The organism is Marinoscillum sp. (assembly GCF_965229915.1).
GTDB lineage: Bacteria > Bacteroidota > Bacteroidia > Cytophagales > Cyclobacteriaceae > Marinoscillum.
This window is the reverse complement of the sequence record NZ_CBDDJZ010000001.1, coordinates 1993902-2014612: the sequence shown is the minus strand read 5'-3', so window position 1 is coordinate 2014612 and position 20711 is coordinate 1993902. Positions and strand designations below refer to the sequence as shown.

21 protein-coding genes are annotated in these 20711 nt (G+C 43.7%); 8 read left to right on the top strand and 13 right to left on the bottom strand.

All coding sequences use genetic code 11. The features are described 5' to 3' along the window. The first annotated feature begins 12 nt into the window (after positions 1–12). On the top strand, positions 13–897 hold the full coding sequence (locus ACO067_RS08775; RefSeq protein ID WP_421873112.1) for a hypothetical protein: 885 nt from the start codon (positions 13–15) through the stop codon (positions 895–897). Here the strand turns inward: ACO067_RS08775 and ACO067_RS08770 are convergent. The 4 genes from ACO067_RS08770 to ACO067_RS08755 form a co-directional block, all read right to left on the bottom strand. Beyond that, entirely contained in the window at positions 894–1550 is a 657-nt protein-coding gene (locus ACO067_RS08770; protein WP_421873110.1) for a lysoplasmalogenase, read from the bottom strand. The genes ACO067_RS08775 and ACO067_RS08770 overlap by 4 nt on opposite strands. Beyond that, complete coding sequence (locus ACO067_RS08765) at positions 1547–2713, bottom strand: MFS transporter (protein ID WP_421873108.1); 1167 nt, start codon at positions 2711–2713, stop codon at positions 1547–1549. Before ACO067_RS08765 ends, ACO067_RS08770 begins: the two co-directional genes overlap by 4 nt. Then, a protein-coding gene (gene prfB, locus ACO067_RS08760) for a peptide chain release factor 2 (protein WP_421873106.1) occupies positions 2714–3806 on the bottom strand; the annotation gives its coding sequence in 2 pieces (ribosomal slippage) (positions 2714–3745 and positions 3747–3806; 1092 coding nt in all). A gap of 103 nt (positions 3807–3909) precedes the next feature. Continuing rightward, entirely contained in the window at positions 3910–4080 is a 171-nt protein-coding gene (locus ACO067_RS08755; RefSeq protein WP_421873103.1) for a hypothetical protein, read from the bottom strand. A gap of 169 nt (positions 4081–4249) precedes the next feature. Here ACO067_RS08755 and ACO067_RS08750 point away from each other — a divergent pair, with 169 nt between their 5' ends. Continuing rightward, complete coding sequence (locus ACO067_RS08750) at positions 4250–4756, top strand: ferritin-like domain-containing protein (protein WP_421873101.1); 507 nt, start codon at positions 4250–4252, stop codon at positions 4754–4756. Here ACO067_RS08750 and ACO067_RS08745 read toward each other — a convergent pair whose 3' ends face one another. Continuing rightward, positions 4757–5215, bottom strand: a complete 459-nt coding sequence (locus tag ACO067_RS08745) for a CBS domain-containing protein (RefSeq protein ID WP_421873099.1) — start codon at positions 5213–5215, stop codon at positions 4757–4759. Between the two features lie 306 nt (positions 5216–5521). Between ACO067_RS08745 and ACO067_RS08740 the strand changes: the two genes are divergently transcribed. After that, the gene (locus ACO067_RS08740; RefSeq protein ID WP_421873097.1) at positions 5522–8911 is read left to right on the top strand and encodes an amidohydrolase family protein; all 3390 of its coding nucleotides are present in this window, start codon (positions 5522–5524) and stop codon (positions 8909–8911) included. 52 nt (positions 8912–8963) lie between these two features. Here the strand turns inward: ACO067_RS08740 and ACO067_RS08735 are convergent, their stop codons facing one another. From ACO067_RS08735 to ACO067_RS08725, 3 genes are read right to left on the bottom strand one after another with little or no spacing between them, the layout of a single operon-like run. After that, complete coding sequence (locus ACO067_RS08735; protein WP_421873095.1) at positions 8964–10028, bottom strand: branched-chain amino acid aminotransferase; 1065 nt, start codon at positions 10026–10028, stop codon at positions 8964–8966. A 24-nt stretch (positions 10029–10052) separates the two neighbouring features. Then, positions 10053–10613, bottom strand: a complete 561-nt coding sequence (locus ACO067_RS08730) for a cob(I)yrinic acid a,c-diamide adenosyltransferase (RefSeq protein WP_421873093.1) — start codon at positions 10611–10613, stop codon at positions 10053–10055. After that, on the bottom strand, positions 10610–11323 hold the full coding sequence (locus ACO067_RS08725; protein ID WP_421873092.1) for an ABC transporter ATP-binding protein: 714 nt from the start codon (positions 11321–11323) through the stop codon (positions 10610–10612). Before ACO067_RS08725 ends, ACO067_RS08730 begins: the two co-directional genes overlap by 4 nt. A gap of 92 nt (positions 11324–11415) precedes the next feature. On the opposite strand from ACO067_RS08725, the gene ACO067_RS08720 reads away from it, so the two are divergent. Next, on the top strand, positions 11416–11838 hold the full coding sequence (locus tag ACO067_RS08720; RefSeq protein ID WP_421873090.1) for a hypothetical protein: 423 nt from the start codon (positions 11416–11418) through the stop codon (positions 11836–11838). Here the strand turns inward: ACO067_RS08720 and ACO067_RS08715 are convergent. Further along, the gene (locus ACO067_RS08715) at positions 11835–12512 is read right to left on the bottom strand and encodes an SDR family NAD(P)-dependent oxidoreductase (RefSeq protein WP_421873088.1); all 678 of its coding nucleotides are present in this window, start codon (positions 12510–12512) and stop codon (positions 11835–11837) included. The two genes, ACO067_RS08720 and ACO067_RS08715, sit on opposite strands and share 4 nt — an antisense overlap. A 46-nt stretch (positions 12513–12558) precedes the next feature. Here ACO067_RS08715 and ACO067_RS08710 point away from each other — a divergent pair, with 46 nt between their 5' ends. Then, the gene (locus ACO067_RS08710; RefSeq protein ID WP_421873086.1) at positions 12559–12900 is read left to right on the top strand and encodes an MGMT family protein; all 342 of its coding nucleotides are present in this window, start codon (positions 12559–12561) and stop codon (positions 12898–12900) included. Here ACO067_RS08710 and ACO067_RS08705 read toward each other — a convergent pair. Together ACO067_RS08705 and ACO067_RS08700 are read right to left on the bottom strand one after the other, a co-directional pair. After that, positions 12889–13065 carry a hypothetical protein gene (locus ACO067_RS08705; protein ID WP_421873084.1) on the bottom strand — a complete coding sequence of 59 codons (177 nt, stop codon included), beginning with the start codon at positions 13063–13065 and terminating at the stop codon, positions 12889–12891. The genes ACO067_RS08710 and ACO067_RS08705 overlap by 12 nt on opposite strands. A 17-nt stretch (positions 13066–13082) precedes the next feature. Further along, positions 13083–14522 carry a sodium:solute symporter gene (locus ACO067_RS08700; protein ID WP_421873081.1) on the bottom strand — a complete coding sequence of 480 codons (1440 nt, stop codon included), beginning with the start codon at positions 14520–14522 and terminating at the stop codon, positions 13083–13085. An 88-nt stretch (positions 14523–14610) separates the two neighbouring features. Between ACO067_RS08700 and ACO067_RS08695 the strand changes: the two genes are divergently transcribed. The 3 genes from ACO067_RS08695 (at position 14611) to ACO067_RS08685 (ending at position 17474) form a co-directional block, all read left to right on the top strand. Continuing rightward, positions 14611–14892 carry an ATP-dependent Clp protease adaptor ClpS gene (locus ACO067_RS08695; protein ID WP_421878286.1) on the top strand — a complete coding sequence of 94 codons (282 nt, stop codon included), beginning with the start codon at positions 14611–14613 and terminating at the stop codon, positions 14890–14892. A gap of 3 nt (positions 14893–14895) precedes the next feature. Beyond that, positions 14896–15507, top strand: coding sequence for a recombination mediator RecR (recR, locus tag ACO067_RS08690; protein WP_421873079.1), 612 nt, complete (start codon positions 14896–14898; stop codon positions 15505–15507). 95 nt (positions 15508–15602) lie between these two features. Next, positions 15603–17474, top strand: a complete 1872-nt coding sequence (locus ACO067_RS08685; RefSeq protein ID WP_421873077.1) for an ATP-binding protein — start codon at positions 15603–15605, stop codon at positions 17472–17474. Here ACO067_RS08685 and ACO067_RS08680 read toward each other — a convergent pair whose 3' ends face one another. Together ACO067_RS08680 and ACO067_RS08675 are read right to left on the bottom strand one after the other, a co-directional pair. Beyond that, positions 17475–17651 carry a hypothetical protein gene (locus ACO067_RS08680; RefSeq protein WP_421873074.1) on the bottom strand — a complete coding sequence of 59 codons (177 nt, stop codon included), beginning with the start codon at positions 17649–17651 and terminating at the stop codon, positions 17475–17477. 15 nt (positions 17652–17666) lie between these two features. Then, on the bottom strand, positions 17667–20564 hold the full coding sequence (locus ACO067_RS08675; RefSeq protein ID WP_421873072.1) for a triple tyrosine motif-containing protein: 2898 nt from the start codon (positions 20562–20564) through the stop codon (positions 17667–17669). Positions 20565–20711 lie beyond the last annotated feature (147 nt).

Here is a 20711-nt window from a genome sequence, read left to right as displayed (position 1 = left end):
GTATTTTTAGGCATGTTGCGGTTGGTATTTACAGCAGCGTTTGGGCTGCTTTTTTCATTCAGTTACGGGCAATTAAAGAAGTTTTATACACTCAAAGAGACGGCCAGATTCGATACGGTCAACTTTTCTTTAGAAGCCACTTCAGGTAACTGTTATATCAAATCCTCCCAGGAGGAGGGTCCATTGACTATATATGGCAATCCCGACCTCAACAAGATCAATCCATCTTTCAAGAGTAAAATACAGGATAATACCTGTGATGTCGCTTTAGATTTACAAGAGTATCGCTCGTCCAACTTCGGGGACGGCTTGCTGATGGCAATGGTTCGTGAGAAGACTGAAGAGAACAACTATTGGAAAATACTGTTCGATCAGCAAAAAATCTATCGCCTAAATCTGAGTTACGGATTTGGCAATGCCGATGTAGATCTATCTGGAACTTCAGTACAAAACTTTAAGGTGAGATCTGGCAGTGCCGATATCATCGTAGATTACAATGACCGTAAGCCAAACAAAATCGTCATGGACACCTTCTGGGTAAAGGCCGATATGGGCTCTGTAGTAGCCAGACATTTAGAGTTGGCCAAAGCTAAATACGTGATGGCCAATGTTGGGTTTGGCAAGGCATTATTGGATTTCAGTGAATCTACTGGTGAGAAATGTTTGGTAGAAGCTTCGGTGGGTGCAGGTAATCTGGATATTTACCTTCCATCAGAGGACGTTCCCATGATTATCTATCTCAGCGATAGTCCTCTATGCGGTCGCCGAATGGTAGATGGATTTGAGGAGGTAGAGCGCAACGTGTTCGTGAACATGAACTATGATGCAGACGCCCAGGATTTAATTACCTTCCGTATCGATGTTTCTTTGGGAAACGTCGCTTTCCACTACAATTAATTGTTGTCATACTTCATGACTCCTGCCATGATGAGGTATTGTGCTGGGATGTAAGTGAGCATGATCAGAAAGGATGCCTGGGGGATTTCTACGATAAATTTGTTTAATCCAATAAGTGAATCCGAAATCACAAAAAGAGCTGCTCCCAACAGAGCTAATCTAAAACTTATAACATCTGTCTGATCTTTTCGGTTGACGGCAAAAACCAACATCGATAATATGGTGATAGCATAGATGGTAATCGGTAGCCACATGGCTCCCGCATGGAGGTAAGCGAGGCAACTTACTACGATGAAAAACACAAGAAATGGACTCCAAAGTGCTGGTTTTGGTTGCTGAGAACTGTTCATGGCTTTGTAAAAAACCACGCAGTAGAGAACCTGCATCACTAAAAACGATCCGAGCCCACCAAGAAAGAACATTTCATCGGATTGATTGAGAAGTAGCATGTCGCCAATCCAGGCGAAGATGAGAGCAAGTGCTAGTAGTAATCTGGGGAGATTGACAAACCCTTTTGCCTTGAGAAATATCAGGTAGATCAAGACAGGCATCAGCACTGGTTTGGTGAACTGATTGATGGTCTGATCACCAATGAACTGAGCATACAGGTTGATCAATCCAACAATCAGGTAAACGGCAGTGGCTAGTTTCATGGCGTTTTAGAATACTGTTTTCGTCGAAACCGAACGATGTAAAAAAAAGCAAATAAAGAAAAAAGTCCAGCTACTCCAAATATGATTGGAAACCGTTCGCTCATCCCCTCGTAGACTGTGCCAGAAATCAATGCTCCAACACCAATGCCTATCTCTAGAAAAATGAACAAAGTAGCCACCCCTCTGCCTCGGGTTGTTTCAGGACTCAAGTCGATGGTCCAGGCAAATAGCGTCGGTGAGTTTAGGCCATAGCCAAAACCGAAGATTACTGCCCCTATGAAAAACTGAGCTTTTGAAGTGGCAAAACCAATCACCAACATGCTGATGAATAACAAAAGTGTACTGGCGACCAACACACTTTGTCTGCCGAAGCGATCCGAAAGTTGGCCGCCAATGATCCGCACCACAAGAGACGATCCGGTAAAAACGATGAAAAATAACCCTCGATTGTGAATGCCCAGAAAGTCACTGAAATCAGGTGCTAATGTAATCACCGTGCCAAATGAAAGCGTCGTAAGGATCATGACGATGGAAGGAGGAAACACACTCTTTTCAAAAACATCCGACTTGCTCACCTTAAGCATCTCCATCTTAAATGTACTTCTTTCCAGTAGTGTCTCTTTCATTCCAAACAGAATGGCCACCGAGGCAAATGCGAATACTGAACTCACATAGAAGAGATTGTCTATTCCATATGCTAAATAGATCTGTGATCCGATAGCTGGTCCGCTGGCCATCCCTACAGATCCGAAGAAACTGCTGATACCAAGCGCCTCTCCACGTCTGTGGGCGGGTACTAAATCGGCAATATAAGCGGAAGTACCTGTCGGCTTAAAGCCTGTGGAAAACCCATGAAATAGCCTTATAAACAGAAACCCGGCTACTGTGGTAAGAAGTGGATAGAGTAGGGCAGCGAGTGCTGATACCATTGCTCCAACCACCATCACTGGAATTCGTCCCCAACGATCGGTCAGTTTGCCACTGAAGGGTCGCGATATACCGGCAGTTAGAGTAAACAGCGAAATGATCAGGCCGATGTATTCCTCTCCACCCATACTGCTGAGATAAGCCGGGAGTTCCGGTATCAGCATGGTAAAGGAGGAGAAGAATAAGTAAGAACTGAAAGAAAGCAGCCAAAACTGACTCGAATAGCGCCTCAGCATTTAAGCCCCTTCTTCCTGACCGTGCAATAGATACGTTTTGATGAAGTCATTGATGTCTCCATCCAGCACATTTTGCACATCAGTACGTTCATGGCCTGTACGGGCATCTTTGATGAGCTTGTAAGGATGAAGGACATAGTTTCGGATTTGGGATCCAAAATCGATCTTCATTTTACCAGCTTCTACCTTATCGCGTTCTGAATTCCGTTTTTCTACCTCTAGTTGGTAGAGTTGGGACTTCAACATCTGCATGGCTCGCTCTCGGTTGGCCAGCTGCGAGCGCTCGACTTGACACACTACCACGATTCCCGTTGGTTTGTGCGTTAGTTGAACCTTGGTTTCTACCTTGTTGACGTTCTGACCACCGGCACCACCTGATCTGGAAGTCTGCATCTCTATGTCATTGGGGTGTATATCGATCTCTATTGAATCGTCTACCACCGGGTATACATATACGGATGCAAATGACGTATGCCTTCTTCCTCCACTGTCAAATGGTGAAATTCGCACCAACCGATGCACTCCATTTTCAGACTTTAAAAAGCCGTAAGCCAAAGGTCCTTCAAACTCCAGGGTAACTGATTTCACACCCGCTACATCACCTGCCTGGTAATCTACCTCTTTTACCTTATAGCCATTTGATTCACCCCACATGATGTACATCCGCATGAGGATACCTGCCCAGTCGTTGGATTCCGTTCCGCCAGCACCGGGAGTGATTTGTAGCATGGCCGACAGCTGGTCTTCCTCACCAGAGAGCATTTTCTTAAACTCCAGCTCCTCCACTTCATTCAATGCTTTTTCATAAGCTTGATTGACTTCTGCTTCAGTACCTTCACCTTCGTCAAGAAATTCTTGCAGGGTTTCCGCTTCTTCAACGGCTGCTTCTACTTGCTCAAAATGTTCTGTCCAGGTTTTTTTTGCCCGAATTGCTTTCATGGTCTGCTCTGCTTTTTCGGGATCATTCCAAAAATCAGGCTGGGCTGTGACCAATTCTTCTTCTTCTATTTCTTTCTTCTTGGTATCATAGTCAAAGATACCTCCTCAAGGCCGTGATACGCGCCTTCAAGTCTTTCAACTGATCTGATGTCATGTTGGATCTTGATTTTTATGTGAAAAATTTCGTCTGCGAAGATACACAAACATGCTTCGATCATCTCAGTGATAGCTCCACAATATTTTTATGTGATTTAGAACTACTTTTTCTTCTCGTCAGCTTTTTTATCTGAGTAGATTTCATGAAAGCGGGCGTGATCCAATGGGTCTATTCCCATGAAATGATTACTATCGAAATAGTGTGCAGCTCCATCTTTGATCCGGTGATGGAAACTCTTAAAATGTGATCCGGGTTTATCTGAGGTTTTCATCGTCTTAGGGTGTTTGTATGGTATGAAGATCGATAAGTCCCACCAATAATAGTATGATGGCTGTCAATTCTGAGAATGATTTCCAACAGATCATATAGGTCCCTGACAGGCGTCATTTCATGATTTGGAGTCAGGGACTAACTTATCACTTATCAAACCCGAGATAGCGATGAGAACCATTTTAGACCTTCATGATTTACTGGTGGAACAGCTCCGGGAGCTGTATGATGCCGAGTTGTATTTACGAGAAGCTTTGCCTCAACTCAAAGAGAATGCCTGGCATACAGGCCTACGAAATGTGTTAGATCAATATGAAGCGCATGTGACAGAAAGTTCCATGACTTTACTCCAGGTATTCAATGATCTTTTCACAATAGAATTTGGAGAACGCAGCTATCCAGTGAGGTCTATGATCAAATACAATCAATCGATCATGGAAGCTTGCCAGACCGCTGAAGTAACTGATGCAGCCATTGTACTGACTCTACAGCAAGTCATCCATTATAAGATTGCATCTTATGGAGCTGTTTGTACCTATGCCAAAGTGTTGGGGGTGTATGACGATGGAGAGCTTCTGCATCAACTATTGGATACAGAAAAGAAAATTGATCGCAAGTTGGTAGCACTTGCTGATCTGGATATAGATCGCAAGGCTTTCAACTACGACAAATTCTGATCACCAGGTGTGACTCTGCATGTTGTGCACGGCACGCATGATGTCTTTTTGAGAGATTTGACCAACAAGCTTTCCACGGTTAACTACAGGGAATCGTCTGATGCGTTTCTCCAGGAACATTTTTGCTGCATCAAAAATGTTGGTTTCGGGTGGTATGCTGATCACATTTGAGGTCATGTGCTCCGCTACTACACCGTTGAGGTTGGGCATGTTGTTGTACTTGCCACGGACCACTTCCTTCATGCAGTCTCCTTCTGAAATCACCCCAACGAGTTCGTTTTCATCATTAACGACTGGTCCACCAGAGATTTTGTATTTGAGTAGTGTATTGATCACTTCATCCATGTGCTGTTCAGGTTTGAAGGTGATCAGCCTGGTGGACATGTAATCTGCTACTGTAACTTTTTGAGTGGTGGCAGCTGGTTTTGCCACAGGCACTCCGCGATAACTTTTTACCATATCGGATCATTTTAGAGTTTAGTGTGTCTAATAAGATACTAAAAATCACTGACTTTTCCTAAGGAAAAATTTGTGAAATAACTATAAATCAGAATAAACATTAATGGAAATGGTTTAATGCGATTTAAACAATCCGTTGTTTTATTAAATCATTGTATATCATTCTGTTCTAGCACTCATTCCCAGGGTCTTTCAACTTTTTGCAGGGAGATATAGAGATAAAAAAATAATATCCATTCATGTAAACTTCATTTACAGACCATCAGAATATAGAATATCTTGTAGGGTAGATTAATACAATACCTAATGAGAAATAACCTATTAATACTATTTCTGATAGCTAGCATTCTTGCTTTCGGTCAGGAAGAAAAGTCAACTGAAAAAGACACCACAGAGGAGAAAAAGGCGACAAAAGAGTTGCCTCTGGAGCCGGAAAGAACATTCCGTTTACAGACCAATGAAGGTACGTGGATTTCACTGGATGTCAGTCCGGATGGTTCGAAGATTGCCTTTGACATGATGGGCGATATCTACACCCTTCCAATCTCCGGTGGGAAAGCCATGCAACTTACTTCGGGAATGGCTTTTGACACGCATCCCCGGTTTAGTCCTGATGGGAAGTCAATCACTTTTACCTCTGACAAAAGTGGAGCAGAAAATATCTGGACACTCGATCTGACAGATTCAGAAGCCGAGCCCAAGCAGATTACTAAAGATAAGGACAAGTACTACCAGGCAGCAGAGTGGACACCAGATGGTAATTATCTTATTGCCTCCAAAGGCGGGAGAGTTTTACAACTCCACATGTATCATAAGGATGGAGGAAGTGGAATTCAACTAATCAAAGAACCAGCTTCGCTTCAAACTATCGAGCCAGCTTTTGGGAAAGATGAAGGGTTGATCTGGTTTTCCAGAAGGTCAGGTAGCTGGAATTATAATGCTCAAATGCCTCAATATCAGATTGCGACCTATGATCGCGAGACCGGTGAAATGGCTACTCAGACCAATAACTATGGATCTGCATTTAGTCCGACTTTGTCATCAGACGGGAAATGGCTTGTTTATGGCACACGATACAATACCGAGACCGGATTGATGAAGCGCAATCTGTTGACCGGAGAAGAGAGCTGGTTGGCATTCCCAGTAAGAAGGGATGACCAGGAGTCTCGTGCGAGACTGGGAGTATATCCGGCCATGTCGTTCGCACCTGATAACCAGTCTGTGATTGCTTCTTATGGAGGTAAAATCTGGCGTGTCCCAATCAATGGTGGTGAGGCTACTGAAATTCCTTTCGAAGTGGATGAGGAATTGGATTTCGGACCGGAAGTTCATTTCAACTATCCTATTTCTGACGAGACGGAAATGACAGTGACTCAGATCAGAGATGCTAAAAGGTCTCCAGATGGCAGCAAAGTCATATTTACAGCTTTAAACCGTCTTTATGTGATGGACTATCCTGATGGAAAGCCCAAAAGGTTGACAAAAAACAACTTCACTGAAGCCATGCCGGTATGGTCACCTGATGGTGCTTATGTGGCCTTTACCACGTGGGAAGGAAGCGCAGGGAACGTTTACAAGGTAAAGGCTGGAGGCGGAACTCCGGTAAAACTAACCAACCAAAAGGGCACCTATACCGATCTGGCCTGGGATTCGAAAACTAATAGAATTGTGTTTGTTTATGGACCTGCACAAGCTTATGAAAATTCCATCGACCCATTTTCATATGGTGCACAGCAGTTCATAGGTTGGGTAAGTGCCAATGGAGGAAGTACCAATAAAATAGAAGCTGCATCTGGCCGCTCAAACCTACATTTTGTAGATGGTGACGATCGCATTTATATGTTCCATGGAAGCAAAGGCCTGATGTCCATGCGATGGGATGGGACCGATGAAAAGGAACTACTCAAAATCACTGGCATCATGACCTATCCAGCGTTGAACCATGAGCATGCACTGCAAGAAACCTATACCGAGCCTAAACGTGAGCCAAGTAACTCGGAGTATATCTACATGGCACCAAAAGGAGATCGTGCGTTGGCCAAGGTCAACAATGACGTCTATGTAGTGACCGTACCTCCAGTAGGGGCTGAGACCGTTTCTATTTCGGTTTCGGATCCAGAGAGCGCCTCATTTCCTTCCTGGAAACTCACCACATTCGGTGGAGAATTTGCCCATTGGAATGCTGATGGCAATACCGTCAATTTCACTCTTGGTAATGCCTATTTCGCTTATGATTTGGCAGAAGCTAAGCGAGTAACTGAAGAATTAGAAGCTAAGAAAAAACAGGAAGCTGAGGAGAAGAAAGAAGCTAAGGAGAAAGAAGAGGCCAATAAAGATGGAGATGAAGAAGAAGAGAAAAAAGACAGTGAAGAAGAGGATGAAGGCTACAAGCCTGACGAAATACGGATCAAAGTGATGGTGGAAAAGGATATTCCTCAAGGTTCTGTTCTGCTCTCAGGTGCTCGTGTTATCACTATGAATGGTGATGAAGTCATTGAAAATGGGGACATCCTGATTGAGAATGCCCGCATCAAAGCGGTGGGTCCATCCGGAAGCCTGGAAGTGGATAAAGCGGTACAGTCGCTGGATATGAGCGGAAAAACCATTGTTCCTGGGTTTGTAGATACGCACTCCCATATGTGGCCTAACTGGGGACTGCACAAAAATCAGGTGTGGATGTATGCTGCCAACCTGGCTTACGGAGTAACCACCACTCGTGATCCACAAACTTCAACTACGGATGTTTTGACTTATTCGGATATGGTTGAAACCGGAGAAATTCTAGGGCCGAGAGTGTATTCGACCGGGCCTGGAGTTGGATTTTGGTATTACAATATTAAGAGCCTGGAGCATGCTCGAAATGTGCTGAAGCAGTATTCCGAGTATTTCAATACCAAAACGATCAAAATGTACATGACTGGTAACCGTCAGCATCGCCAGTGGATCATCCAGGCAGCCAAAGAACAGGAGCTTATGCCAACTACAGAAGGTGCGCTAGATATGAAGCTGAATCTGACACAATTGATCGATGGATATCCAGGTCACGAACACGCATTCCCTATTTACCCGATCTATAATGATGTGACGCAGCTTGTGGCTAAATCAAAAATGGCTTATACACCAACGTTATTGGTTTCTTACGGAGGACCGTGGGCTGAGGAATATTATTATGCCACTGAAAATGTGGTGGGTGATGCTAAGCTCAACTTCTTCACGCCAAAGTCAGAAATTGACCAGAAGGCTAGACGCAGAAGCGCTTATTTCATTCCTGAGGAACACATTTTCTCCAGACATGGAGAGTTTGTTGGTGATCTGGTGGAAGCGGGAGGTTTGGCTGGTGTCGGTTCTCATGGGCAGCTTCAGGGTCTTGGATACCATTGGGAGCTTTGGTCCATTCAGAGTGGTGGAATGCCAGAATTGGACGCACTGAAAGTAGCAACGATTCTTGGAGCTAAAGCCATTGGTTTGGATGAGGACCTGGGATCAATTGAAGCTGGGAAACTGGCTGATCTGGTGATTATGGATGAGAATCCTCTGGATGACATTCGCAATACCAATACCATCTCACAGGTTATGAAGAATGGTCGATTGTATGATGGTAATACACTGGACGAAGTGTATCCACGTCAAAAGAAAGCGCCTAAATTTTATTGGGTGAAGGATGGCCCGGATAGGAATCAGCTACCGGGTGAGTGATGTTACACTTAAGATCATTAAAAAAGGCGATCGATTGATCGCCTTTTCTTTTTTAGATCTTGTGAATCCAGCTGTGTGGATCTGGAATTGCTCCCGTTTTGATTTTATTCAAGGTGTCCAGGAAGTCAGTAGAGTATTTCCAACCTTCTACCGGTGGCAAGTTATAATCTGTACCCTCGTGGTGGATCATTTTGATCTGAGCCACCGTTGCTGCTGTTCCGGCGCCAAATGCTTCCTGCATGCTGCCGTCTTTGATCGATTCGATCACCTCCGTTACTTTGATTGGCCGCTCTTCCACTTTCATGCCTTTGTCTTTGGCCAGCTGAATGATGCTATCTCGCGTAATTCCTCTTAAAATCGTGTCACCAGTTGGAGCCGTCAGAAGTGTATCGTTCTTGATGAACATGAGGTTCATGGTGCCACTTTCCTCTACATATTCGTGGGTTTTTGCATCTGTCCAGATTAGTTGGTTAAATCCTTCTTTCTGCGCATCTACTGCAGGTTTCAATGCCGCAGCATAGTTTCCACCAGTTTTGGCAAAACCTGTACCGCCTTTAGCGGCGCGTGTGTAGTTTGTTTCTATTTTCACTTTCACTGGTTCAGCGTAGTATGCGCCTACTGGCCCAGTGATGATCAGAAACTGATACGTATCAGATGGCCGGATGCCGATATACGGATCCATCGCCAACTGGAATGGGCGTATGTACAGCGCGGTACCAGGTGCAGAGGGCACCCACTGGCTGTCGAGGCGCAATAGCTCATCCAATGCACCCATGAAAAGTTCCTGCGGTACTGGAGGCATACACATTCTCACAGCACTTTCCTGCATTCTTTTGGCATTGGCTTCCGGACGGAATACGAGTACGTCTCCATTCGCAGATCGATTGGCTTTTAAGCCTTCGAAGATCGTAGATGCGTAATGTAACGTAGTGTTAGCAGGCGAGATGTTAATGTTGCCATAAGGGACAATTCTCAGATCTTTCCATTCGCCATCAGCATAGTCTGCGATGAACATGTGATCGGAATAAACTTTGCCAAATTGCGGGTTGTCCAAATCAACCTGACTGATTTTAGATTCAGCTGCCTTAGTGATGCTGATGTCCATAGTCTCTGTCATACCTTTTCTAAAGTCTAGTTTTTTTCAATCCTGATCCGGACTCCATGGTGTTTCCGGAACTTCGAGCATGTTTGCAAGCTTGCGTGCCATCACGAAAAAGTAGTCCGAGAGCCTATTCATGAATTGAATGATGTGTGGTTCTACAGATTCTGTACTTGAAAGTGCGATGATACTACGTTCAGTCCTGCGGCAAACAGTCCTGCACACATGGCACAAAGATACAACTTGGTGTCCTCCCGGCAGTATAAATGTCTTTAATTCTGGAAGCTCTGAACTGTACTTGTCTATCCACACTTCTATTTGCTTCACTTCCACATCGGTGATTTTTGGGAGCTCAAATCCTTTGAATCCTGATTCTGTGGCAAGTATGGAGCCTATGGAGAAAAGATTCTCCTGAATCCAATAAAACTGACTGGAGATTCTGGCAGGCACTTCTTTTTGGTCTTTTAATAGCCCGAGGAAAGAATTGAGCTCGTCCACATTGCCGTAAGCCTCTATCCGTAGGTCGGATTTTGCCACCTTTTTACCTCCCAGAAGGGAGGTTTGTCCTTTATCACCGGTTTTGGTGTATAACTTAAGACTCATGCTACAGGAGCAGTTGATCTCACATTTTCGTTCACTACATCGGACTCGATCAATCCATCTCTAAGTCTGATGATACGGTGAGCGTACTCTGCGATATCTTCTTCATGAGTTACCATAATGATCGTATTGCCTTTTTTGTGTAGTTCAGCAAAGAGATCCATGATCTGATAAGATGTCTTAGAATCCAGGTTACCGGTAGGCTCATCCGCGAGAATGATACTTGGATCATTTACTAGAGCCCGGGCAATAGCCACCCGCTGACGCTGACCACCAGAGAGCTCATTAGGTTTGTGATAAGCTCTCTCGCCAAGCCCTACTCCGTCCAGAGCTTTCAGAGCCAATTCGTCACGGTCATCCTTGCCATATCCTGCATAGACCAACGGTAACGACACGTTTTCCAGTGAAGAGGCCCTTGGAAGCAAGTTGAACGTTTGAAATACAAACCCGATTTCTTTATTTCTGATTTCTGCCAGCTCGTTTTCAGTGAGATCACTCACATCATTATTGTTCAAAACATAAGATCCTGAAGTAGGCGTGTCCAGACATCCGATGATGTTCATCAGCGTGGACTTACCAGAACCTGAAGGCCCCATGAAGGCCACATACTCGCCTTTATTTATCTGAATGGAAACGTCCTTAAGCGCATTAATGGTTTCGCTTCCCATTACGTATTGCTTCTTTAGGTTTTTGGTGTCGATTATTAATCCCATATTGGCTTAAAACTAACGAAAACTTTAAAATTCTGTTAACTAACCTACTAACGCGATATTGCATAGTTTTGGTTGAAAAAATTGAATTTATTATGTCAAAGGCACTAATAATTTTTACCTGGTGGACAGTTAGTACATTTAACGGCTGGGATACACTTCAACAGTTAGAGGTGAGGTCAGCTTATGATGATTTGCTGGGTGAGACTTTTGATGTGCCGGTGTTTTCTGACGAATTGAAGCAGTTTGATGGCAAAGAAGTGACTATCGAAGGATATACGATTCCGCTGCAGCAATCGACCGAGCAGGATTATTTCGTCCTATCCCGCTTCCCTTACAACAATTGTTTTTTCTGTGGAAATGCAGGCCCCGAAACCGTGGCAGAAGTTTACACCAATAAACCAATCACCACCCAAGATGCGCGTGTACGGGTGACTGGTAAACTCAAACTCAATGATGCCGACCCACTGCATCTCTTTTTTATTCTTCAAGATGCTTCAGTGGAAGTGCTCGATTAAGCGTTGTTGTACAATTTCAGGATGGGTCCTCTTACCACATTTGCTGTGTCAGATAACAGGTAAGCGATATTTTTTGCGATTTCTTCAGGCTTAACCCAATCATCAAAGTTGGCGTCAGGCATTCCTTGTCTGTTAGGTGGAGTGTCAATAATACTGGGCACTATCACTGATGCCTGAATATTTTTTAGTTGCTTATCTGAATTGATGAGTTGAGCCAGGTCAATAACTGAACTTTTGGAAAGTGCATATGGAAGCAACGCAGAGCCGCCGCCTTCCACTGCCGGTTTAGCACCTGTAAAAACAATTCTGCCGCCATTGGTTTCATTCATCCAACGTACACATTCTCTACTGGTAAGGTAGGCTGTCATGAAGTTTAGGTGGTACATTTTCAAGATGTCCTCTTTTGCTGAATCCAGGATACTTCCCATACCAAATCCACCAGCAAGTAGCACTGCTCCGTAAATGGAGTCATATTTAGATTTGATTTGATCGAAACACTGGTGAACAGATTCCTCATCTGACAGGTCACATTCAAAAAGATCAATATGATCATTTTTAGTTGATTTGCCAGGTCTTGTTGAGCCGATTAGTTGATAACCCAGCTGGTGAAGGTGGTCAACAACTATACTTCCCAAATTACCTGTAGCTCCTGTGATGAATATATTTTTAGTCATGTGGTTTCCTCGTTTATCTTTACAACAGATAGGTTGGCACTAAGTTATGCAAGATTCCAAATCCAGTTTTTTTCAGGACGTCTATGAGGTGGTCCGATTGATACCTAAAGGTCGTGTGACTTCTTATGGAGCTATTGCCAATTACCTGGGACTCAAAAGTGGTGCGCGCATGGTTGGCTGGGCCATGAACGCGGCACATACAGATCCCACCATTCCGGCGCACCGGGTAGTCAATCGTATTGGTGTGCTATCTGGTAAGAATCATTTTACTGGTGGACCCAATATGATGCAGGAGCACCTGGAGAAAGAAGGTATTGTGGTGAAGGATGACCAAATTCAAGATTTTAACCAGGTGTTTTGGGATCCGATGAAGGAATTAGGTCTCTAAAGACTTTAGCTGATTGAGATAATCTTCCATGACTTCCTCTGCAATATCCATCATTTCCTGATCTTGGCCTGCCACTTGATAAGACTTCTCATAAGCTCTCTTTTTTCGATAATCAAAAAGAGCCCTAAGCAGGTTGCCTGGTCGAGTAATTAAAGAAAGGATCAAAGTTTGGTCATACTCTTTTATTCCTTTTGTCTGACTAAAAGTAACCCAACAAAAGTCAGCAATCCATTCAGAATCAGAATCTCGAACCCAAATCGATAGCCACCAAGTAGTGCCTCGGAGTTGAGGTTGATGACATAAGAGAGAGCTGGCGAAAGAAGCGTCACTGCTGGCACCAGGTGATCTTTTACTTTGATTTTGGTGAAAATACCCAGAGCGAACATTCCCAGCAGTGGCCCATAAGTGTAGCCAGCTGCTACAAAAACCGCTGTTATTACACTCTGGTCATTGATAGCCTGAAAAACGAGTATGACCACAAACAGCACCAGTGAAAAACCAAGGTGCACAATTTTTCGAATCGTCTTTTTTTCACGGTAGTTAGCCGGAGTAAAGCCCAGAAAGTCCACACAAAATGAGGTGGTCAATGCAGTCAATGCCGAATCAGCACTGGAATAGGCGGCTGCTGTGATTCCAAGAAGAAAGACGACTGCACCAATGGTCGGGAAATGATTGATGGCTAGTTCTGGGAAGAGGTAATCCGTTCTTTCTGGAATGACCATACCGATGGATTCGGCAAACTGAAATTGAAGAAGTCCCAGACTAAGAAATAGAAAGTTGGCTATGACCAGTATGATGCAGAACCAGAATACGTTTTTCTGTGCGTCAGACAGAGTCCGACAGGTTAGATTCTTTTGCATCATGTCCTGATCAAGCCCCGTCATTACGATGGCTATAAAGGCTCCTGAAGCAAATTGTTTGAAGAAGTTCTTGCCGCTCTGCCAATCCCAGTTGAAGATAGTCATGCGCGAATCAGCTGTCATTTTTTGTGTGAGTTCTGCCCAGGACCAATCCAGCTGATCTTTGATGAAGAAGATGCTGATGACTACAGCAGCCAGCATAAAAGTGGTTTGTAAGGTGTCGGTCCAGACGATCGTTTTGATGCCTCCTCTAAAGGTATAAATCCAGATCAGGACTATTGTGACCAAAACGGCTACCCAAAATGGTAGATCAAATGCATCGAAAAAAGAAATCTGGAGCACGCTGGCTACCAGGAATAGTCGAAAGGAAGATCCGATGATTCTGCTGATAAGGAAGAAAAAAGCTCCGGATTTGTACGACCAAAACCCGAAGCGTTCCTCCAAATAGGAATAGATGGAGACCAGGTTGAGTTTGTAATAGAGTGGCAGTAGGACTTTGGCAATGACCCAATAACCAACCAGGTACCCCAGCACTACTTGAAAATAATGGAAGTTGCTGTTTCCCACCTCGCCGGGTACGGAGATGAATGTCACACCTGATAGAGAAGCACCGATCATCCCGAATGCCACTAAAAACCAGGGCGATTGCCTGTTGGCATTATAGAAGTCACCATCGGTGGAATTTCTGGACGTGAGCCATGAAATACCGATTAATATCACAAAATACCCGAGAACAATACTCCCAACAATTACCGGACTCATCTGATTATCTAATAGTTAGCTGATAAGAAAACGCCCAAAATTGTGGCAAATTAATCACATACACTAATTTTGCAGGATTATGCTAGAGATGGAGGTTGCACCAGAAATTGAAGAATTAGTAGAAGTAGAAGAGGATCTTGGACAGGAGGACATCAAGAGTCTGATTGTTCACAATGATGACTTCAATACGTTTGATCATGTGATCAACACACTGATCAAAGTGTGTAAGCATGATGTACATCAAGCAGAGCAGTGTACCTACATTATTCACTATAAAGGCAAGTGCTCCGTTAAGAATGGCTCATTTCATGAGTTAAAGCCAATGAAAGATGGTGTCACCGATGCAGGAATTTCTGCCACCATCGAATAGACCATGGAATACCCTTCTAAATTGGTGGAACAAGCTGTGGAAGAGATTTCTAAGCTTCCGGGCATTGGCAAAAAGAGTGCATTAAGGTTGGTTTTGCATCTTTTGAAGCAACCAGACTCACAGACGTTTTCTCTGACAGAATCTCTAAAAGACCTAAGATCCAACATCAAGTATTGCAGCATATGTCACATCATAGCGGATACTGAGGACTGCACTTGCAAGACTCCATCGAGGGATCTTACCACTATCTGTGTAGTGGAAGATACACCAGATGTGATGGCAATTAGAAATACTGGTCAGTACAATGGCATGTTTCATGTGTTGGGGGGGAGGATTTCACCAATGGATGGAATCGGGCCTGAGAATATCCGCATCGACTCATTGATCGAACGGGTAAAGTCATCTGATAGTCAAGTGAATGAAATCATTTTAGCTCTGAGTTCCACAATGGAGGGAGATACCACTTCCTTTTACATTACCAAAATGCTCAAAGACACCAAAGTAAAGGTTTCAACCATTGCACGAGGTATACCTGTTGGTGGTGAGTTGGAGTTTGCAGATGAGGTGACACTGGGTAGAAGTATTGCCACAAGGACGTTATTTTCCGCTGAATAGAATGACATACCGTTTGCATAATCATCAGATCAAAAGCTAGCTTTTCATAGTTATTAAAACTATTTTAGGTTCATGCCTGAGCCGTACCAACCACCATGCCTACTTTTTGTCTCGCTTTAAGCGTATTATTAGGACTTCTACAGATAGATTCGATTACGGACGTAGCAGACTCACTTCCGGAGGAGAGAATCGCGGCATATGAGCAACTCATTGACCAGCAGACAGACCAATATACTGTGGCAAAAGCCAGAATGGAGTTGGGCATTCAGTATCATAATTTGAGTTTTCATGACAAGGCACTGGATCAGTATAATCTGGCACTTGGTACCTATCGGGATTTGAATGATTCCTCGGGAATCTATGATGCCTTGAGTAGGATAGCTGAGTCCTATGCAATGGTACAGGAGTTTGAGAATGCCTTAAACTATGCTTTGGATGCAGAATATTACGTTTCAGATCCTCAGATAAAAAAGGCAGCCACTCACCGGCTGGGGTATCTCTACTTCAACCTGAATCAAATGGATTCGGCTGAAAAGTACTTTAGAATGGCAGTGCAGCAATATGAGGCGACTAACTCAGTGCCTGTTTCGTCGCTGCTTATGCTTGCTGGTCTCAATATTAATGAAGGCAAATACGAGGTGGCTTTGAATGACATGCTCAGTCTCGAGAAAATGGGTATTGAATCCGGCTCGCTTACGTCAAAGTATTATACCTACAATTTCATCAGTGCCCTTTATCATAAGCTTGGAAATCAAGACCTGGCCCAGCGGTACAGGAAAAAGCGGGATTCTCTTCACGTGACTTTAGATCAGGTGCGTAGCCCCCTCGATTTTTTAGAAACGAACGTGATCGCTGATACGCTTGCAGATGATTATGCGGGAGCACTGGAAAAGCAGCGACTTTATATCAATGAGTTAAAAAAGTTCTACAAGAATGACCTTTCCACACAACTGGCTAACTATCAAAAACTCTACGAGCTGCAGGAAAAAGAAGGGCAGATAGAATTGCTGGAGAAGGAAAATCAACTATATGAATTGCGCCAACAGGAGAGTCGGTCTTATTTGGTGATGCTGTTTTTAGGTGTGGTGATTCTATCCCTGGTAGTACTTCTTGGCTATCGGATCTTGATCATTAGAAACCGTACCAACAAGGAATTAAAGAATCTGAATGATCATATTTCCAAGCAGCGTGAAGATTTGGAAGGAAAGAACGTGTTATTGAAAAGAACCATTAAGGAACTGAAGGGAACCCAGTCACAATTGATTCAGTCGGAAAAGATGGCCTCCATTGGTTCTTTTGTTTCTGGAGTGGCTCATGAGTTAAACAATCCGATCAATATCCTGAACGGTGGCTTGCAAGTGATAGAGCGCAATCTCAAAGAGATGGAATTGGACGAAGATAAACACAATGATCTGGTAGAAGACATCAACGTTATGTTGAAGGAGTCTTCGTTTAGCATCACCAAAATTAACCGTATCATTCAGGCGCTTATTATTGCTTCTTACACTGATCAAACTCCCGTGGAGGTGGACTTTACGGAGATTGTGGACAATGTAAAATTGGCTCTGCGTGAGGAGACCAAGAAGAGTACCGTTAAATTCATGCAAGAAGTAGAATCGGTTACTTTCAAGTGTTTTCCCAATCGAATTCATCATGCGCTGAAGGCTGTGTTGGAAAATGCTTTTTACTATGCAGAACTCCAGCAATCAGGACCAGAGCACTTCGTGAAAGTGGAAGTACGAGTAGAAAACAATGAACTTATAGTAAGTGTCGAAAACAGTGGTCCACCCATACCAGAAGAAGATCTGTTGAAAATTTTTGATCCATTTTATAGCACCAAAGATGATGGGGAGTCGCCAGGTCTCGGGTTGTACTTTGCTTTTAGTGCTGTGAAGGAGCACCATGGGGTCATTAGGGCTAGCAATACTTCGGGTGGTGTGAGGTTTGAGATGCGATTTCCGAAGTAACTACTTTTTCTTCACCAGCAAATTGTAAGACAGCAGCAAAGCTATTGCCACAGCCAGGATGAAAAAATACCATCGTGGTTCACCTTGTTTCCAGGTGGTGTAAAAATAAGTAGCACTGATAGCCATCACGGCCGTTACCAGGGTGTAGCTCAGGTAGCGTAAGGTTTGTGGATTCATAGTTGCAATATGACGTTATGGAGCCAGCTTTTCTAAGAACTCCACCATATTTTCTTCGTGCTCCAGGCTCAGGCGTTTTCTCAACCGATACCTCGCCGTTTCCACCCCACGTAAAGAGATATTGAGAATTGGGGCTATTTCCTTATTCGTAAGGTTCATTTTTACCAGGGCACAAAGTCTCAACTCTTTAGCTGTGAGGTCTGGGAAGTGAGTTTTTAGTTCCTCAAAAAACTCGTGATGCACACGTTCAAAGTTGGCTTCAAACACATGAATATGCTCTTCGTCGTTGAGATGAATGCCAATTTTCCTCACCAGGTTGCGTAGCATATTTCTGGACTTTTCATTTTTGGCTACCTCTTTCAGTTCTTTAAGGTCTTCTCGCAAATCTGTCAGTAGCTCTCGTTTGCGTACCAGCAGCATGGTGTAATTGGCGAGTTCTTTACTCTTAAAGATGACATCTTCTTCCAGTAGCTTTTTGTCCTGCTCGATGCGTTCTTTTTCACGTTCCAGCTTCATTTGCTGAAGCTCCAGCTCCAATACCGTTTGCTTTTTCTTTTCTTCAACTCGCGTTTTTTCTTTTTCTGTGGCGATTTTTCGTTTGACCAGTTTTCGTGAGGCAATCAATCCTATTGCTATTACCAGCAGATAGGAGACATAAGCCACCTTCGTTCGATACCATATAGGGATCATGGTAAGGTTATAGGACACTTCGGAGGCGGTCTCACCGATCATACTTCTTCCCTTTACCCGAAAGGTGTAATTTCCAGGATACAACCGGGCGAATTCTTTATAGGGATTAGTGCTCCACTCTGACCAGCTCTGGTCCACCCCTTCCAGCATGTAGCTGTACTGTACCTGATTTTGGTCTTTCAGTTGTGGAGCGGAATATTCAAACCGAAAGTCGTAAGTATCGTGAGAGAGTCTTAGGTTCGATGCTTTGAGCGGAGCTTTTATCCTTTTTTCTCCTTGCCAAAAGCTGATTTCACTCAGTAAGGTACTACTCTGATTTTTGGACTGTTGCATCGTGAGGTCGTAGGCATACAGTCCGGTGGTCGTTCCGATCAACACATTGTTGCGGTTGATTGGGAGGATGCATTCCATTCCGCGGTTAAAAGTGCCCTTTAGCTCCAGGAAAAGCCCTTTGTGCATTTTCTGGTCTTCTTCAAAGTATCCTACTTCATCGTCATGCACAAACCATGTTTGTTCGTCATATTCCAGAAGCTTTCTCACGTTTTTGTCTATACCAAAGATACTGTTGAGCGATGTGTGCGGCTCGAATTGATTCTCGTCTTTGTTATAGGTAAAAATGCCGGAATTCGTAGTAAAGACTATGTCACCTTGCCATCGGTACACGTTAATGTTAAAAGGTGACGGCAATCCTTTCTCGCGAAAGCTTTCTACTCCTAATACCTTTTGATAATTCTTGTCAAACTGGACTTTGAAGACCCCTTTGTAGCCATGACATACCCAGAATACCCCCTCTTCTTCACTTTGGATGATATCTCTACTGGACTCGTTGAAACCCTCCATCCGGTAAAGAACCTGAAAGCCATCAGCTTCTGTATAGTTCATCATGTGTATCCCCGTATAAGTGCAGACAAAATAGTGATCCGGTTTGCCTTTGATGGGGATCACTTTCCAGACTCCGGATACACCGGGAATTCGTAATGTTTGATCATTATCGATGATAAAGAGTCCGCCATCATGGCCTACCAGGATTTTGCCATTGAATACCTGTATGCTCCATGACTGACCATCCAAGCCCTGGATTTGCTTGAAATTTAAACTGGTGAAGTGGGGGTTTTGAGTGATTTTCTCGGAAATGAAAACCCCTTGATTGGTAGCTGCGTAGAATTTCCCTCCTCTGATGATAACATCAAATACCGATGCATTTTCAAACAGGATGCTGACGGGTGAGGTGATATTGATGCAGTCAATTCCATTGTTGAGAAGGGCCCAAATGTTTCCCTCCGAGCTTTCAAATAGATTAAGCACGGTGTTGTCTTGCAGATCAAGGTATTCATCATTCACGGAGATTATTTCTCCAGAGGCATCCAAAATAAGGATCTCAGAATTTAAAGTACCCAAATACGAATTACCACCCGTAGACTTAATCGCGGAGATGATTTGATTATTGGAGTTGGGTTCCAGGTATCTTTTGTAGAGGGTTAAATTTCGTTCACTTATCTGATAGTGATAGGCGGATCCGGGTTTGGTAAGGATCGTCAGTTCGTCAGGTGTCCGACCTGCGATGATTTCTGCAATGGATTCATTGTTTATTTGAGCTAATAAAACGACCGTCTCGAGTTCAAATGTTTCTAAATCCAGTCTCTTGATGCCCTCTGGATCTACCAGATATAACTGGTCGTTGATCACACTGGAGTGGTAGTAGTTTTCAGCGGGGATGGTAAATGCCTTGTTATTGGAGATAGCTACCAGTTTTGAAAAGCTCCTGAAAATGATGTGGTTTTGTACTTCATGTATGTCCCAGATATTTTCCAGATTTCTATCTTCTACGCGAAGCTGATCCATGTAGGACCGGTAGCTATAGTTGCCATATTCGTCTTTTTCAATAACTCCAAAATCATTGAACCCTCCTGCATACACCTTGCCATCACTACTATAAAGCAAGCTGCGAACCGAGGAATGGTTAGGCAAAGGGATTTTTCTCCATCGAGCCCCATCAAAAATCAGCGTTCCATCATTGTTGCCAAAGTAGAGAATACCGTCATCGTCCTGGCACATGGTCCAGATCTGCGGGTCACCATGGAAGTCTTCCCGACTGTAGTGAATTAGTCTCGGAGTACCACGGATTTCTGTTTTGGTCACTACATGCTGGTCCGATCCAGATACCTGAGCGGTTATCGTCCATGCCAAAAGTATCCCAAGTACAGCTCCAAAAAATGCTTTCATAGTCAAAATTCAACTCGTTTTTCATTGATACAAGTACCAGTAAATCAAATATATAGCATCACATGAAGTAGTGATGATGTATAGCCGATTTTTGCTGATGTATTTAAGATGTAACTCAATCTTATCAATCAGTCAGATGCCTTTTTA

Excerpts from the sequence above, each read along its gene's own strand:
- ACO067_RS08755 (WP_421873103.1), bottom strand. The coding sequence starts at position 4,080 with ATGAAAACCTCAGATAAACCCGGATCACATTTTAAGAGTTTCCATCAC.
- ACO067_RS08770 (WP_421873110.1), bottom strand. The coding sequence starts at position 1,550 with ATGAAACTAGCCACTGCCGTTTACCTGATTGTTGGATTGATCAACCTG.
- recR (WP_421873079.1), top strand. The coding sequence starts at position 14,896 with ATGGAATACCCTTCTAAATTGGTGGAACAAGCTGTGGAAGAGATTTCT.
- ACO067_RS08735 (WP_421873095.1), bottom strand. The coding sequence starts at position 10,028 with ATGACAGAGACTATGGACATCAGCATCACTAAGGCAGCTGAATCTAAA.
- ACO067_RS08775 (WP_421873112.1), top strand. The coding sequence starts at position 13 with ATGTTGCGGTTGGTATTTACAGCAGCGTTTGGGCTGCTTTTTTCATTC.
- ACO067_RS08720 (WP_421873090.1), top strand. The coding sequence starts at position 11,416 with ATGTCAAAGGCACTAATAATTTTTACCTGGTGGACAGTTAGTACATTT.
- ACO067_RS08765 (WP_421873108.1), bottom strand. The coding sequence starts at position 2,713 with ATGCTGAGGCGCTATTCGAGTCAGTTTTGGCTGCTTTCTTTCAGTTCT.
- ACO067_RS08685 (WP_421873077.1), top strand. The coding sequence starts at position 15,603 with ATGCCTACTTTTTGTCTCGCTTTAAGCGTATTATTAGGACTTCTACAG.
- ACO067_RS08745 (WP_421873099.1), bottom strand. The coding sequence starts at position 5,215 with ATGGTAAAAAGTTATCGCGGAGTGCCTGTGGCAAAACCAGCTGCCACC.
- ACO067_RS08725 (WP_421873092.1), bottom strand. The coding sequence starts at position 11,323 with ATGGGATTAATAATCGACACCAAAAACCTAAAGAAGCAATACGTAATG.
- ACO067_RS08680 (WP_421873074.1), bottom strand. The coding sequence starts at position 17,651 with ATGAATCCACAAACCTTACGCTACCTGAGCTACACCCTGGTAACGGCC.
- ACO067_RS08730 (WP_421873093.1), bottom strand. The coding sequence starts at position 10,613 with ATGAGTCTTAAGTTATACACCAAAACCGGTGATAAAGGACAAACCTCC.
- ACO067_RS08740 (WP_421873097.1), top strand. The coding sequence starts at position 5,522 with ATGAGAAATAACCTATTAATACTATTTCTGATAGCTAGCATTCTTGCT.
- ACO067_RS08695 (WP_421878286.1), top strand. The coding sequence starts at position 14,611 with ATGGAGGTTGCACCAGAAATTGAAGAATTAGTAGAAGTAGAAGAGGAT.
- ACO067_RS08700 (WP_421873081.1), bottom strand. The coding sequence starts at position 14,522 with ATGAGTCCGGTAATTGTTGGGAGTATTGTTCTCGGGTATTTTGTGATA.
- ACO067_RS08750 (WP_421873101.1), top strand. The coding sequence starts at position 4,250 with ATGAGAACCATTTTAGACCTTCATGATTTACTGGTGGAACAGCTCCGG.
- ACO067_RS08715 (WP_421873088.1), bottom strand. The coding sequence starts at position 12,512 with ATGACTAAAAATATATTCATCACAGGAGCTACAGGTAATTTGGGAAGT.
- ACO067_RS08710 (WP_421873086.1), top strand. The coding sequence starts at position 12,559 with ATGCAAGATTCCAAATCCAGTTTTTTTCAGGACGTCTATGAGGTGGTC.
- ACO067_RS08675 (WP_421873072.1), bottom strand. The coding sequence starts at position 20,564 with ATGAAAGCATTTTTTGGAGCTGTACTTGGGATACTTTTGGCATGGACG.